Origin of the sequence: Nitrosospira sp. NRS527 (assembly GCF_018406445.1) — a bacterium.
GTDB classification, from domain to species: domain Bacteria; phylum Pseudomonadota; class Gammaproteobacteria; order Burkholderiales; family Nitrosomonadaceae; genus Nitrosospira; species Nitrosospira briensis.
In genome coordinates, this window is sequence record NZ_AP024515.1 from 1,836,688 (window position 1) to 1,850,791 (window position 14,104).

Annotated in this window: 12 protein-coding genes; 5 read left to right on the top strand and 7 right to left on the bottom strand. The window is 55.0% G+C overall.

Features of this window, described 5'->3' with window-relative positions:
- Positions 1 to 533 precede the first annotated feature (533 nt).
- Both KJS40_RS08260 and KJS40_RS08265 read left to right on the top strand, forming a co-directional pair.
- Positions 534 to 2,210, top strand: coding sequence for a tyrosinase family protein (locus KJS40_RS08260; protein ID WP_213537075.1), 1,677 nt, complete (start codon positions 534 to 536; stop codon positions 2,208 to 2,210).
- 4 nt (positions 2,211 to 2,214) lie between these two features.
- On the top strand, positions 2,215 to 2,634 hold the full coding sequence (locus KJS40_RS08265) for a hypothetical protein (protein ID WP_213537076.1): 420 nt from the start codon (positions 2,215 to 2,217) through the stop codon (positions 2,632 to 2,634).
- A gap of 153 nt (positions 2,635 to 2,787) precedes the next feature.
- Here KJS40_RS08265 and bamC read toward each other — a convergent pair whose 3' ends face one another.
- The 5 genes from bamC to KJS40_RS08290 all read right to left on the bottom strand — a co-directional run bounded on the left by bamC (position 2,788) and on the right by KJS40_RS08290 (position 6,695).
- Positions 2,788 to 3,894: an outer membrane protein assembly factor BamC gene (gene bamC / locus KJS40_RS08270; RefSeq protein ID WP_244859506.1), complete on the bottom strand. Its 1,107-nt coding sequence runs from the start codon at positions 3,892 to 3,894 to the stop codon at positions 2,788 to 2,790.
- A gap of 50 nt (positions 3,895 to 3,944) precedes the next feature.
- Positions 3,945 to 4,835, bottom strand: a complete 891-nt coding sequence (dapA, locus tag KJS40_RS08275; RefSeq protein WP_213537078.1) for a 4-hydroxy-tetrahydrodipicolinate synthase — start codon at positions 4,833 to 4,835, stop codon at positions 3,945 to 3,947.
- Between the two features lie 476 nt (positions 4,836 to 5,311).
- The gene (locus tag KJS40_RS08280) at positions 5,312 to 5,584 is read right to left on the bottom strand and encodes a hypothetical protein (RefSeq protein WP_213537079.1); all 273 of its coding nucleotides are present in this window, start codon (positions 5,582 to 5,584) and stop codon (positions 5,312 to 5,314) included.
- Complete coding sequence (locus KJS40_RS08285) at positions 5,581 to 5,784, bottom strand: cold-shock protein (protein WP_213537080.1); 204 nt, start codon at positions 5,782 to 5,784, stop codon at positions 5,581 to 5,583. Before KJS40_RS08285 ends, KJS40_RS08280 begins: the two co-directional genes overlap by 4 nt.
- A gap of 602 nt (positions 5,785 to 6,386) precedes the next feature.
- Positions 6,387 to 6,695, bottom strand: a complete 309-nt coding sequence (locus KJS40_RS08290) for a hypothetical protein (protein WP_213537081.1) — start codon at positions 6,693 to 6,695, stop codon at positions 6,387 to 6,389.
- A 420-nt stretch (positions 6,696 to 7,115) separates the two neighbouring features.
- On the opposite strand from KJS40_RS08290, the gene KJS40_RS08295 reads away from it, so the two are divergent.
- Positions 7,116 to 7,460 carry a hypothetical protein gene (locus KJS40_RS08295; protein WP_244859507.1) on the top strand — a complete coding sequence of 115 codons (345 nt, stop codon included), beginning with the start codon at positions 7,116 to 7,118 and terminating at the stop codon, positions 7,458 to 7,460.
- A 598-nt stretch (positions 7,461 to 8,058) separates the two neighbouring features.
- On the opposite strand, the gene clpB is transcribed toward KJS40_RS08295, so the two are convergent.
- Positions 8,059 to 10,665 carry an ATP-dependent chaperone ClpB gene (clpB, locus tag KJS40_RS08300; protein ID WP_213537083.1) on the bottom strand — a complete coding sequence of 869 codons (2,607 nt, stop codon included), beginning with the start codon at positions 10,663 to 10,665 and terminating at the stop codon, positions 8,059 to 8,061.
- A gap of 292 nt (positions 10,666 to 10,957) precedes the next feature.
- On the opposite strand from clpB, the gene KJS40_RS08305 reads away from it, so the two are divergent.
- Positions 10,958 to 11,383 (top strand): nuclear transport factor 2 family protein, encoded by a 426-nt coding sequence (locus tag KJS40_RS08305; RefSeq protein ID WP_213537084.1) that lies wholly within the window; start codon positions 10,958 to 10,960, stop codon positions 11,381 to 11,383.
- Between the two features lie 276 nt (positions 11,384 to 11,659).
- On the opposite strand, the gene KJS40_RS08310 is transcribed toward KJS40_RS08305, so the two are convergent.
- Positions 11,660 to 13,141, bottom strand: coding sequence for an FMN-binding glutamate synthase family protein (locus KJS40_RS08310; protein WP_213537085.1), 1,482 nt, complete (start codon positions 13,139 to 13,141; stop codon positions 11,660 to 11,662).
- Between the two features lie 68 nt (positions 13,142 to 13,209).
- Between KJS40_RS08310 and nadC the strand changes: the two genes are divergently transcribed.
- Positions 13,210 to 14,100, top strand: coding sequence for a carboxylating nicotinate-nucleotide diphosphorylase (nadC, locus tag KJS40_RS08315; RefSeq protein WP_213537086.1), 891 nt, complete (start codon positions 13,210 to 13,212; stop codon positions 14,098 to 14,100).
- Positions 14,101 to 14,104 lie beyond the last annotated feature (4 nt).

The following is a 14,104-nucleotide window of genomic DNA, read 5'->3' on the forward strand; positions in this document are numbered from 1 at the left end:
CCAACCGGCAAAACTGTCTCGCAACCTGCCTCGCCATCATCTCGTGTCCTAATGGATTATCTGGGTTTAATACGATAGCTATTTCATTCTAGTGCATCGGGAATAATTTTCAGCCTGGATGAGGTTGGCGGAAGGCCTGTGGTTTTGGTGGTTTTGGTGGTTTTGGTGGTTTTGCTTGGCAAGCGCGACCCGAAGAGACCTGCGGTGAATCGTGCCGCCACCTCTTGCGCCGCCATATACCAGCCTGAGCCTCGGACACCTGTAAGATTTTACAGGTATCCAGAAATGTCATTTAATTATCTAATTGTAATTACCTGGCCCCGATCGCGATTGCATGACGGCAGTTCCAGTGCTATGCGCTTTCTTGAGATCCCACTTCCCGGGCGTCGGCAATAACCGGGGCGTTCCGGAAAAATTATCAACTCCCGGTTAACGCAGGCTGACAGCAGGCGTGGAGGCAGGTGCACTCGATATTCAATTCCAACCATAATGAGGTTTTCGTGTCGCAAAATAACAAATTGCAGTCATCAACCATGTCTCGCCGCGCGTTTCTAAAAACAGCGGCTGCCGCCGCCGCTACCGTAGGCAGCGCCACGCTTCCGTTCAGCTCGCTTCATGCGCAGGGAACGGCAAAGTATCGGCGCCTGAATGTCCTGAATCCCGATGCGAGGCGTAATATCGAGAGCTATAAGAGGGCAATCCGTGCGATGCTCGCGCTTCCGCCAACCGATCCGCGTAACTGGTATCGTATCGCGCTCACTCACACCATGGATTGCCCGCATGGAAATTGGTGGTTTCTGGTATGGCATCGCGGCTATATCGGCTGGTTCGAACAGATATGCCGCGAGCTTAGCGGCGACCCGCGTTTTGCACTTCCCTATTGGGACTGGAGCGAGAATACGGATCCGAGAAACCCGTTTCGGCCGAGTGTGCCCTCGATCATGTTCGAGGATGTGCTGACGCCGTCTAATCCTGCCTATATCGCACAATACAGGGAATTCCGGGTTCGCTTCGGGGATGTAATAGCGAAGGCGAGCTACTGGAAACGCAGTTACAAACCCAATGGAGAATTAGACGATGACACGCAATACGGTCAGCTACTCGCGCGCGGAATCCGCGTCCCCGAAGACCTCTGGTTCGACATTATCGATGACCCAAGGGGTCAGTTCTTTTTCGACCTGGCCCATGCCCGCGGCCTGACAAAAGAAAAGCCGGGACTCGACGAAAAAACGGCAAAAGCCGTTTCCCTGCAGACCTTGCTGGACGCGCTCGCGCCGCGGGATTTCCTCACGTTCGCCAGCCCAAAAACGATGGGTCACAGCGGGTTGACCGGGTTCGGCGTTCTGGAAGGCCAGCCACACAACAGGGTTCATAATTGCGTAGGCGGCATCTTTACCGACCCATCCGGCAGAACCACCAATAGCGGCGGCTTCATGCAAGCCAACCTGTCGCCCATCGACCCGCTCTTTTTCCTGCACCACGCGAATATCGACAGGCTATGGGACGTTTGGACCCGGAAGCAACAGGCACGCGGATACCCCGTTTTGCCGGAAGGTTCGGATCTTCAAGCGTGGTCATCGGAGCCATTCCTGTTCTTTGTCGATTCGAAAGGGCAGTCGGTAACCAAAAGGATCGCCGGCGACTATGCCACGATTGGGGATTTCAACTACGATTATCAGCCGGGATCAGGTGAGCAGGTTGTGCCGATGACGCTGGCGGCGCCTGCAGCCAGTGTTGCCGTCACTCAGGCCGAACGGTTCAGCGCGCAGATTTCCCAATCGTCGATAAGCACGACAGAGCCGGCAGTCGGTGCCGTGACAATTCCATACGCGCTGCTCCAGGCAGGGATGCAACCGGAGGCGCCCAGGCTGTTTGCACAGGTGACAATCGCGCTGCCGCCACTGGCGCATGGTCATGATTTCGCCGTTCTGGTCAATGCACCTGCCGGCGGGGCTAAAATCGGTCCATCGAGCCCGCATTATGCCGGTACGCTCTCGATGTTCGGCCACCACGTCATGCATGGGCCTGTCACCTTCACCATACCATTGTCGGGTACGCTTGCCGCGATGCAAGCAGGTAACCTCCTCAAGGCCGATGCGCCGATGAACATCCAGGTGGTGCCGGAACAGGTGGGCGCGCCCGGTGCTGCGGCAATCCATGTTATGGGAGCAAAGGCCGAAGTGCTTTCCATCGTGGTGCAGGCGCATTGACATCATGTACAAACGGTGGCGGAACCTCGCGTCAATCATCATTGCATTGATGTATTCCGCCGGATGCGCGGGCTGTGCAATTGCAGAGAGCGAAACCCAGCAAAGCGTAATCGAACTGGGGCTTGCTCGCCCGGCCACTTCACGGGAGGCGGTCTGGATTCAGGTCCATGCCGGGGCTCTTCCACGTGGAACGGAGATTCGCGTCAGCACGAGCGAAGGCGTACTGCTCGGCACCGTATCGCCTTTCGGTGGGCCGCAGGGCCCGGAAGCCGTCACGTACACCATTCCCCTTCCTCAGACCGCCATCGTCAACAATCGCGTGCAATTGCGCCTTGAGGTCGATGAGCCGGGTGCGCCCACCCGAGCACCACGGCCGGGCGAGGTGGAAAGCGTCAATTTGATTTATGTACCGATCAGCCGCTGAAAATCTGGGATCGGCACCCGGAACTCGATTGAAAGGTAGGTCGGGCTCCGCCCGACGTCGTTCTTGATCGTCGGGCGGAGCCCGACCTACCTTACCAATCTCCGTATCTTCGATGCCAATGCTGGCCCGCTGACTTATTCAAAAGATAACCCATCACTTCAATTGTTCATGAAGCAATTTCAATATGCGGTTTGCGTCACTCGATTTCTCTGGTTCGCCCTCGCTATTCAACACCTTGACATCGGTGCTTTCTCCCGCTGCTCCGGCTTCACTTAACTGGATGCGGAATTGATCCCGCTTCTCGTCCTTCTCGTCGCGCCAGAAGAGAAGTTTTGAGAGTAAGCCTGGCCCGGCACCACTGTCCACGTCAGGGTTGATATAGCGCACGAAATAAATCCCTTGCGAGCGATTACGATCCTCGACGGTAAAACCAATACGGTCGAGCGCCAGTCCAACCCGTCGCCAGGAACGGTCAATGGCCTCATTCACGGTAAGCACCCCGCCTTTTTCACCCGTCAGGCGTGCGCGCTCCGGCGCGTTACCAGCGTTGGCTACTGCCGTTCTTGCACGCTCTTCTGCGACCCCGAATCGCATCATCAGGCGCGAAAGCATCTCCGCCTCCAGATCCGGATCGGCAGGCCGAGGCTGCCAGCGGGTACGAGTATCACCCTCCATCACTTCGTCCATACCGCGATGGCTGATGTAAATCTCGGTGGCACCGTCCTCTCCGCGCTCCAGGCGAGTACGAAACTTGTCGCGCTCGGCGGTCGAATAAAGGGTATCCAGAAATTTACCCAGCGTGTTACGGATAATATCATCCGGAATCTTCGCACGATTTTCCGCCCAGTCGGTTTCCATCACGCCGGCTGCGGGCATTTCAACCTTGACGATAAAACCCAATTCCTGCCAGAACTCTTTTACTACCGGCCATATGTCCTCAGGTTCACCTGTCACCACCAGCCAGCGCTGAGTGCCCGAGCGCTCCATGCGCACACCGCCCTCATCCACGGTGGGTAGAATGGCACTGCCGCCCCCGGTTCCGGAGCTTTTGTTGCGCTCTTTATCGTAAGCGGAAAAAGTTGCGGTTCCCGTCGGGTTGATATCCGGAACGATATAGCGCTCATCCGAACTAGGCATGGTCAAATCGGGCGGGATTTCCAACGGCGGAAGTTTACCCGCCGACTTGTAATTTATTTTCTTTGCTTCCGGCAGCAGACTGCATCCCGCCACGGTCACCGCTAAACATAGCGCGACCATCATCCTCCATCTCATGCGCAACGCTCGATTCCTCGTAAATTCCGGCCGATCATTTATATGGTTATCCCGGCCTTGTCCATCGCTTCTCTTACAACTTGATGATATCGATCCGATAATGGGGTCAAAGGCAGACGAAGGGCGGCACCTACCAGTCCCATCTGCGATATTGCCCATTTTACCGGAATGGGATTCGCTTCGACAAACAAATCGAGATGCAACCTCAACAATTTACTGTTGGCAAGACGAGCAGCGGAAAGGTCGCCTGCAAACGCCGCAATGCACATCTCATGCATCAACCGGGGCGCAACATTGGCCGTTACCGAAATGATGCCGTGCCCGCCCAGCAGCAACATCGCCAGGGCACTCACATCATCTCCACTATAAACCGCAAAGTCTTCCGGCGCCCGGCACAGCAGATCGAAGCCTCGCCCCATATCGCCGGTCGCATCCTTGATGCCGACGATATTAGGAATCTGTGCCAGTCGCAGCACGGTATCATTGGCGATATCGGCCACTGTCCTGCTGGGTACATTGTATAAAATCTGCGGAATATCGACTGCTTCCGCTATTGTCTTGAAATGTTGATACAAACCTTCCTGGGTCGGCTTGTTGTAATAGGGAACCACTGAAAGGCTGGCATTCGCGCCTGCGTTCTTTGCGTAAATCGATAGATCGATTGCTTCCCGTGTTGAATTTGCACCGGTCCCGGCGATAATCGGCACACGCCCAGCAGCACGCTCCACGGCGGCCCTGATCAGCAGATGATGTTCGTCGAAATCCACCGTTGGAGATTCGCCGGTGGTACCTACCACCACGATGCCATCGGTTCCTTCCGCTACATGAAAATCGATCAGGGCGTTGAAACGCTCCAGATCCAGTTCGCCATTGTCATGCATGGGCGTAACGATGGCGACCAGGCTGCCTTTTATTGCAACACTATTCATGACGGATCCATCCAGGAAACATTAAAAGCCATATTTTACCCGAATCTCGGCGCTATCAAGAATATTCGCCTCGACTCGGCATTAACCGGGCACTAATACGTACAAGAGGCACTTGCTCACGCAGATCGCGCTTTCAGACAACACAGGAATGGCTGGGTTCCCGGATGACCTGAACAAATCCAGGAGGAGAGCAGGACGTGGGCTTGCGGCAGGAGCTTAAGCGGCTAAAAGGGCAACGCAAACGGAAAAGGATACAAAGCAAAGCGGCGCTTTCGGGAAAAGATTCGATGTGGAGCCGGACGCAAGCGGCTGAGGGAATTCATGGCGTAATTTTACCCATGATAAATACGTCAGGATAAAAGGAGATCGCTGGGAGTGGACTACACGCTGGCATGGCCGCCCCAGCATGAACCTAAATCCGGTAGTTGACCGCTCATTTAATAGATCAGTGTCGTGATTAATAACAATATTTCATATTATTTGACGCTCACCTTCCGGGTGAGGGCGCTACGGGGCGAATTGCACAGTTTTTGCGGCACATGGCTGCGTTGCAACTCCTTGGAATGGAGCGGCGCCCCAAAGCGTCGCCCGAGGAGCCCCGCGAAGCGGGGATCGGGCAGCGCAGGGTCCTGCGGAAGGCACTGCTCCGCCCTGCGCGGTCGCATTCCGCGTCGTTGCGCCTTGCCCTGCACCCCAAAAACCGTACACTTCACCCCCGTCCAACTACCGGATTTAGGTTGAAATCTCAAGCAGATTGAATGTTTGATGCTTGCTTGCCCTTCGCACCCTGCGTAACCTCAAACGCTACTTTTTGACCTTCTTTGAGCGTCTTGAATCCAGACATGCCGATTGCCGAGAAGTGTGCGAATAAATCCTCACCGCCGTCATCAGGGGTAATGAAGCCAAAACCTTTTGAGTCATTGAACCATTTTACTGTACCAGTTGCCATTTTTACTTCCTTTAAAAAATCGGGCCGGAGCCCGGGAAACATATCAGTCAAAAAGAGACCTTGTTTTCAGGTCTGGGCGCATTTTGACAATCCTTAAGCGAGAAATATGTTCGCTACCGCACGTACGAAATCCCTACACTCGCTCGGGCCATGCATTTTTTGGATTATTAGCAATATATTCATGCTTGTGAAATACTAAAATGCGGACTGCAACTGCACTCCGAGAGGTTGGTGATAAATCAACCAAACGGATATTTTTTGCAAACCGACAACCGAGGTGTTCAGCTAAGCTCCGAATATTCTCCGGATATTTTGCCGATTTTCGGACTGTCTTCCCCGCTCAGGAACAGCTCGCCCATCGTGCACCTCATGCCCGCTGGTGGCTTTGCAAACGAGGCAATTCCCCTACGGAGGTTGTTGCCCGCACGCATTTCCTGGATTCGGAACCGATTACTCCGCGGAAGAAATCAACCAGTTCCGCCACATGGTGATCGAACATGAAAAGCCGTCGTTGCGGCTTTGGTCTACGTTGGTATGCAAATGCAGATACTCGGGCGCCATCGGCTGGGTTTTTTCAATCCACTGGAGCCACTGTCCATGAGTTATCTTCCGTAAAAATGCAGATGATTGCCATGGCCAGCCAACTCCGCCACGTGATGCGGATGCAGGCCGATCGGCTGTCCGGGTAAGACTGTATGAATTTCGCTGCGACCATCGACGGAGGAACGCAACGGCGTGCGCGGCCGGTCAAACCAGTCGCGCTTGGGCAAGTCGCCGTCCAGCACGTGAGTCGGCTTGCTCAGCGACAGGTCGGGAATGATGGTGTCGAACCAATCCCGCATTTCCGGGCTCGAAAAGATTTGCCCATCCGAATACCGGTGCAAGTCGATCAAATCTGGCCAGGTTTCCATTTTCAGGCAGATGAACAACCCATCCTTGAAATGCCAGGCGAATGGAATGCCGGGGCTCGCATCAATACCTCATTTGTAAATGCACTGCCTGCCAGTTGAGCAACGCCTAGATGACATCCAGCCATTTTCTATTCCTAGCCGGCATCTGTACCAAGGCCTCATCCGTGATGGAACCTTGTTCATTGATGGCATATGCAAAATTATCGCTTTTCAAGATGTCGAATGGAACGTGGAGCACTGGAACTGCTGCATTGCATGTGTTCTGATCTCCATCAAATAGCCATGGGGATCAAAAAACAAGAAAACCGCAGGAAAGCAGACTATGCTTTTATGGAACTGCTTCTTCAAAGGAGAAAAATAATGTTACATACCGAAGACCCAACGAGCGCAGATCGCGTTCGTTGCTCAACAGCAGCAGATATGAACCACGAAATAGAACGCCGAACAAATAGCAACATCCGGCGTTACGCCAACAGCAGCCCGGAAGTCGTCCATAGGCGCATCCAGGAACTCGATAGAGAGTGGGACGTCGAGCGCGTGCTTGAAGTCAATGCTGCGACACTGGCCTTGGCCGGTCTTTTGCTCGGCATGACCGTCAACAGGAAATGGCTGGTGTTACCGGGGGTTGTACTGTCATTCCTGCTGCAGCATGGGCTTCAGGGATGGTGCCCGCCATTACCCATATTGCGGCGCTCGGGTGTACGTACACGGGAGGAAATAGACCGGGAAAAATACGAGCTAAAAGCGTTACTGGATGGAAGGTAACCTCTGGCGGGTGGAGAGCGATTACGTAGAAGGCCGATCCTATTATTTATCGGCTCAAACGTATACAGACTTGATCAAGGAGTTCTGTGATCCTTCAAGCAGGTCGGTGCGGCGAGCCAAGTTACAGGGACAGCTCGATTCCTGATTCCGTCGATAATCGACAGATAAGCCTCGATCCCCTCGATCCATAAGCGAGTCTACTTCGGGGCCATCCGCTCCATTATCCGCTCGGTGTAAACTTTTTTATGGGAGACTGGTCCTGATGCACAATCAGCTTCTCGTCTTCATTGCGTGGAGTATTCTTGCGCTGTTCGTTGCCTGGTCAGTTGCCAGAGCGCTTATCATTCACTTCTTTCTCTGACGCTTATCCCTGGGTTTTATCAGGGAAATTACGCCAAAGAACGGTGCCACGCCGAACTGCCGAGCTAGCCCGGCCTAAGTGGACTATGGTCGTGAGTCCGGCACCTGGACGCGCTCATTTGCCGCTTGTCACTTATTTGTCACTCATTTGTCAGCTAGGCGCAGGTCCACCGCCGGGTTAAGGATTATTGCCTCGATTGCTCAGCGTTGGCGGAGGAACGTCTGCTCCCCCGTCTGCTCACGACTTCGCAAATACCATCACGCCATTTCTGCAATCCACGGTAATGGTGTCCTTGGCACCAAAGTGGCCTTCGAGTATTTCCTTTGCCAGCGGATTCTCGATTTGCGCCTGAATGGCACGCTTCAGCGGGCGTGCACCAAAGATGGGATCGAAACCCGCCTGGGCAAGCTCCGCCAGCGCGGCATCGGTCACCTCGAGTTTCATCTGGAGCTTGGCAAGGCGCTCTTCAAGGTATTGCAACTGTATCCGCGCTATGGACCGGATATGCTTCTCGTCCAGCGCGTGGAATACCACCACCTCATCGATGCGATTGATGAATTCGGGGCGGAAATAGGTCTTCACTTCGCCCATCACCGCCAGCTTGATCACCTGATAATCATCCCCCGCCATTTGCTGGATCATTTGCGAGCCCAGATTGGAAGTCATGACAATGACCGTGTTCTTGAAATCCACCGTGCGCCCCTGGCCGTCGGTCATGCGACCGTCATCGAGTACCTGTAGCAGGACGTTGAACACATCGGGATGCGCTTTTTCAACTTCATCCAGCAGAATGACCGAGTAGGGCTTTCTGCGCACCGCTTCGGTGAGATAGCCGCCTTCCTCGTAACCCACATAGCCCGGCGGCGCCCCGATCAATCGCGCGACCGAGTGTTTTTCCATAAACTCCGACATGTCGATACGGATCAGATGATCTTCGGAATCAAACAGAAAACCTGCCAGCGCCTTGCATAATTCGGTCTTGCCCACGCCGGTCGGCCCCAGAAATAAAAAGGAACCATACGGACGGTTGGGATCGGACAGACCCGCGCGCGAACGGCGGATAGCATCCGACACCAGGCGAACCGCCTCATCCTGCCCAACCACGCGGTCATGCAGTTTTTGTTCCATATGCAGGAGTTTTTCGCGCTCGCCCTGCATCATTTTTGAAACGGGAATACCGGTTGCGCGCGATACCACCTCGGCGATTTCTTCGGCGCCCACCTGAGTGCGGAGCAGCTTCGGTTTGCTCTCCGCAGCGCCTCGCCCCACCATTTCGCTCTGCTGCTGATTGTTGAGTTGCGATTGCAGTTGCGCTTCCAGTTGGGGAATCCGGCCGTATTGCAGTTCCGAGACTTTTTGCCAGTCTCCTTTGCGCGTAGCCGCTTCTATCTCCAGCTTGACCTTCTCCATCTCCTCCTTGATGTGTTGGGACCCCTGCACTTGGGATTTTTCCGCTTTCCAGATTTCTTCCAGATCCACATACTCGCGTTCCAGCTTCGCTATTTCATCCTCCAGCAAGCCCAGGCGCTTCTGTGAAGCCTCGTCTTTTTCCTTTTTTACCGCCTCGCGCTCGATTTTGAGCTGGATGAGACGCCGGTCGAGCCTGTCCATCACCTCGGGCTTGGAGTCGATTTCCATGCGGATCCGTGCCGCGGCTTCATCAATCAAATCGATGGCCTTATCCGGCAGGAAACGGTCGGTTATATACCGATGCGACAGCTCAGCCGCCGCGACAATGGCCGGATCAGTGATATCGACACCGTGATGGACTTCGTATCTTTCCTGCAATCCACGCAAAATGGCGATGGTCGCTTCGACAGTGGGTTCTTCCACCAGGACCTTCTGGAAACGCCGCTCCAGTGCAGCATCCTTCTCGATGTATTTACGATATTCGTTCAGCGTAGTCGCGCCAACGCAATGCAATTCGCCGCGCGCGAGCGCAGGTTTAAGCATGTTTCCGGCATCCATCGCGCCTTCTGCCTTACCCGCGCCCACCATGGTATGAAGCTCATCAATAAAGACAATAACGCTGCCTTCCGCCTGAGCAATCTCCTTCAAGACAGATTTCAGGCGCTCCTCGAATTCACCGCGGTATTTAGCCCCGGCAAGCAGCGCCGCCATATCAAGGGAAAGTACACGCTTGTCCTTCAGGGTTTCCGGCACTTCGCCGTTGATGATTCGCTGGGCCAGGCCTTCGGCAATGGCGGTCTTGCCCACGCCCGGCTCTCCGATCAGAACCGGATTATTCTTCGTACGCCGCTGCAATACCTGGATAGTGCGGCGGATTTCGTCGTCACGCCCGATTACCGGATCGAGCTTGCCCATGCGTGCTCGCTCGGTAAGGTCAAGCGTATATTTTTTCAAGGCTTCACGGCTGCCCTCGGCTTCCGCGCTTCCGACGTTTTCGCCACCCCGAACCTCGCTGATAGCCTGCTCCAGCGCTGCCCGGTTGGCGCCGTGCTGCCTCAGCAGGTTGCCGGTTTCGCCTTTGTCCTGAAGCACGGCCAGCAGGAACATCTCCGATGCAATGAATTGATCGCCGCGTTTTTGTGCTTCCTTGTCGGCAAGATTGAGTAAATTGCCCAGCTCGCGCGAGGCGTTGATTTCCCCGCCCGTACCCTCCACTTTGGGTAAACGCTCTATGGCTTTTTTCAGTGCATCGCGCAGGGGAGGAACATTTGCGCCCGACCGTTGCAGCAGCGAAATCGTACCTCCATCCTCCTGTTGCAAGAGTGCGAGCAGCAGATGCTGTGGCTCAACATAAGAGTTATCCTGCCCTACCGCGATGCTCTGCGCATCCGCCAGCGCCTGCTGGAATTTGGTGGTTAGCTTGTCGAAACGCATGGGATTTCCTCGGTGGATTATGGATGACTACTATATGTGGGAGCGAATCGCAATTTCAATATAGTACAGTAGCGCCGTAAAACAGCAGGGGTCATCATTCCGCCGTTGTTATCCTGGGGCAATTCTGCACGGTGGCATGATTCAAGAGGCAAGCTGCACGACAAAAATGGCGAGAAACAATACTATACTGACGAAATATTCGCCGCTATCCTCTGCATTGCTAATGGCGTCATCGTGACACCGAGTTTGGCTGGCGTGTTGTACATAATTGCAGATCAACCAGGAGCGTTAAATGACGATCGCCTCCAATCTCTTGCATCAGCACATTCAGACGTTTGTCGAGGATAACGCGCAATGGCAGACGCTGATCGCCGATGATCTCTTGTGGGAGCTACCCTACGCACCCTCCCTCGGCCATCCGGCGCGGCTGACGGGACGGCAGGAAATAATGAATCATGTAACCTGGTTTTTGGGAGCGGTAGAAAATTTTCGCTTCTTCGATGTCAAAATCTATCCCTTTGTCGATGCGGAAGCGGCAGTCGCCGAATTCAGGGCAGAAGGGCTCATCAAGTCCACAGGGCATATCTATGTCCAGAATTACGTATTATTTCTGCGGGCTGCAGGCGGAAAGATCACGTTCCTGCGCGAATATCTCGATCCCTTGCGTGCTGCCAAGGCGCTGGACGCCCCGATTCCCGGTCTCGAAACCCGAGGGTAACCGACGCATCAAGGTACGATGTGTTACCAGGATCAACAGGTTGAAAAGAACCATGCGAAACGTGCTTTTCGACGGTTTCCTGCATGGCTTTCAGCAGGTTGATCCTGTTACGACGATCCGCTTGCTAACAGAAATTGAAAATTTGCCCTGGCCGTGGATTTGGCCAAACACGAATCGCGAGTTGCCCGCTTAACCCTATCTCAATCCAGCTTGACTAGGTTCAGTCCGGGCAACGGCCATCTGCAGACGGCAAGCAATCCCTGCCCCTTGCCGCATTCAACTTTGAGATACTTCAGGATAAGGATACAGGATGTTGAGCGCCACGCTTTTGCCTGCTGTCTCCACGATACGCACATGCTCGCGCCTCAATTGACGGGCATGGTGCAATCCGCATGAATACGAGATCATGTCGATTTCACTATTCATGTTTTTTGCATAATTGGCGACTCGCAGGTATTTCTCCTCCACCACCAGGCCACGCTGCAAACGCCTGTTGTGAGTGGTAATGCCGGTAGGGCAAGTATTGGTGTGGCAGCGCATGGCCTGGATGCAGCCCAGTGAAAACATGAAACCCCGTGCGGTATTGACGAAATCCGCGCCGGCGCACAGCGCCCAGGCCGCCCGCGCCCCCGTTACAAGCTTGCCCGCCGCGACGATGCGTATGCGATTTTTCAAGCCGGATTGCAGTAGCGAATCCACCACTCGCGGCAATGCTTCGGCAATGGGGAGGCTCATGTGGTCGACCAGCGTCTGGGGTGCGGCACCGCTGCCGCCTTCGCCCCCATCGATCGAGAGAAAATCGGGCGCATATTCGGCGCCGCGACGGTTCACCGCATCGCACAAATCGTTTATAAAGCGCCAACCGCCGATGGCAGCCTTTACGCCGACGGGCCGTCCGGTGAGTTCACGGATATAGGCTATCTTGTCGAGCAACTCGTCCACATTACTGATATCGGCGTGGCGATTGGGGCTGATCGAATCATGATGAGCAGGGATACCACGGATAGTGGCGATTTCGTCGCTCACCTTCACGCCGGGAAGCAGCCCGCCCTTGCCCGGTTTTGCGCCTTGGGAAAGCTTGATTTCAAACGCCTTGACTATCTTGGCCAGTTCCTTTGCCCGCTCAGGCGAGAAGCTTCCGTCCTGCTTGCGGATACCGTACCGGGCGGTGCCTATTTGCATGACGACGTCACAGCCGCCCTCCAGGTGGTAAGGCGAAAGCCCGCCCTCCCCTGTATTCAGCCAGCATCCCGCCTCTGCCGCACCGAGCGACAGCGCACGCACCGCGGGCGCCGATATCGCGCCATAGCTCATGCCGCTGATGTTGGTTATGGATCTGGCATGAAAGGGGTGCTCGCAAAAGCCCTCGCCGATGAGAAGCGACGGGGTCGGCAGGCGCTCGCTTTCCAGCAGTGGAAAAGCGACATTGACAAAAAGGATCGAGCCGGGCTCGCGCACATCATTGGTGGACCCGAAACCGACGATGCCTCCCTCGTTCTTCGCATTCTTGTACACCCAGCTTCGGGTAGCACGGTTAAACGGCATCTCGTCCCTGTCGCCCGAAAAGAAATACTGGCGAAAATATTCCCCCTGCTTTTCCAGAAAAAAACGCAGATGGCCAATGACCGGGTAGTTACGCAGGATGGAATGCTTTTTCTGCGTCACATCCTGAATGAACAGGAACACGATGATCGCGAGCACGATCAAGCCCAGTATGGAACCGAAACCGTAGGAAATTACCTTCAGTGCATCAGACATGCTGCCTCCACCCTCTCGTTCAGCTAAAATACTCCGATTCCATAACATAAGAAAGCCACGATGAGCTCATGGATCTAGCGATTACAATTGAAGAAAACGTCCGCGCGGCCCTGGCCGAGGATATTGGCGCGGGTGACCTTACTGCAAGCCTCATTCCCGCCGAAAAGGCCGCGGTCGCAACTGTCGTCAGCCGCGAGAATGCGGTTTTATGTGGCACCCAGTGGTTTGACGCATGTTTTCGGCAACTGTCGCCAGAAGCCGAAGTGCATTGGTTTTCCCAGGACGGTGAAGCGATCGGCGCCGGCCAACAGCTCTGCGAGATAAAAGGCAATGCCCGGCCTCTCCTCACAGCGGAGCGTGCCGCACTCAATTTTTTGCAACTGCTGTCGGCCGTGGCAACGCAAACCAGGCGTTATGCAGACGCAGTGGCCGGAACCGGAGCAATAATCGTCGATACGCGCAAGACACTGCCGGGGCTGCGCCTGGCGCAAAAATACGCAGTCAAATGCGGCGGCGGCGCAAACCATCGCCTGGGTTTATACGATGGCATACTCATCAAGGAAAACCACATCGCCGCAGCGGGGGGAATCGAACCTGCCCTGCGCGCCGCGAAAAGAATTGCCCCGGCAGGAGTGTTTGTTCAGATTGAAGTGGAAACACTGGACGATCTGCGCACCGCGTTGGATGCGGGGGCTCAACTGATTCTGCTGGACAACTTCGACCTCGGCACTTTATGCGAGGCAGTCATCCTGAACGCGCGGTTGACCAACCGGGCAGCGGCGCTGGAAGCATCGGGAGGTATTACCCTCGACAACGTCCGCGCGGTTGCCGAAAGCGGCGTGGACCGGATTTCGGTCGGCAGCCTCACCAAGGATATAATGGCAGTGGATTTATCGATGCGCTTTTCAGCCGACCGCACGGCATACCGTGACGAATGCACTAACCCGTTCCCTTCATGATGAA

Bases quoted from the DNA above. Each gene is read 5' to 3' on its own strand.
- KJS40_RS08260 (WP_213537075.1), top strand. From the start codon at position 534: ATGTCTCGCCGCGCGTTTCTAAAAACAGCGGCTGCCGCCGCCGCTACC.
- KJS40_RS08265 (WP_213537076.1), top strand. From the start codon at position 2,215: ATGTACAAACGGTGGCGGAACCTCGCGTCAATCATCATTGCATTGATG.
- bamC (WP_244859506.1), bottom strand. From the start codon at position 3,894: ATGATGGTCGCGCTATGTTTAGCGGTGACCGTGGCGGGATGCAGTCTG.
- dapA (WP_213537078.1), bottom strand. From the start codon at position 4,835: ATGAATAGTGTTGCAATAAAAGGCAGCCTGGTCGCCATCGTTACGCCC.
- KJS40_RS08285 (WP_213537080.1), bottom strand. From the start codon at position 5,784: ATGGCAACTGGTACAGTAAAATGGTTCAATGACTCAAAAGGTTTTGGC.
- KJS40_RS08290 (WP_213537081.1), bottom strand. From the start codon at position 6,695: ATGGAAACCTGGCCAGATTTGATCGACTTGCACCGGTATTCGGATGGG.
- KJS40_RS08295 (WP_244859507.1), top strand. From the start codon at position 7,116: ATGAACCACGAAATAGAACGCCGAACAAATAGCAACATCCGGCGTTAC.
- clpB (WP_213537083.1), bottom strand. From the start codon at position 10,665: ATGCGTTTCGACAAGCTAACCACCAAATTCCAGCAGGCGCTGGCGGAT.
- KJS40_RS08305 (WP_213537084.1), top strand. From the start codon at position 10,958: ATGACGATCGCCTCCAATCTCTTGCATCAGCACATTCAGACGTTTGTC.
- KJS40_RS08310 (WP_213537085.1), bottom strand. From the start codon at position 13,141: ATGTCTGATGCACTGAAGGTAATTTCCTACGGTTTCGGTTCCATACTG.
- nadC (WP_213537086.1), top strand. From the start codon at position 13,210: ATGGATCTAGCGATTACAATTGAAGAAAACGTCCGCGCGGCCCTGGCC.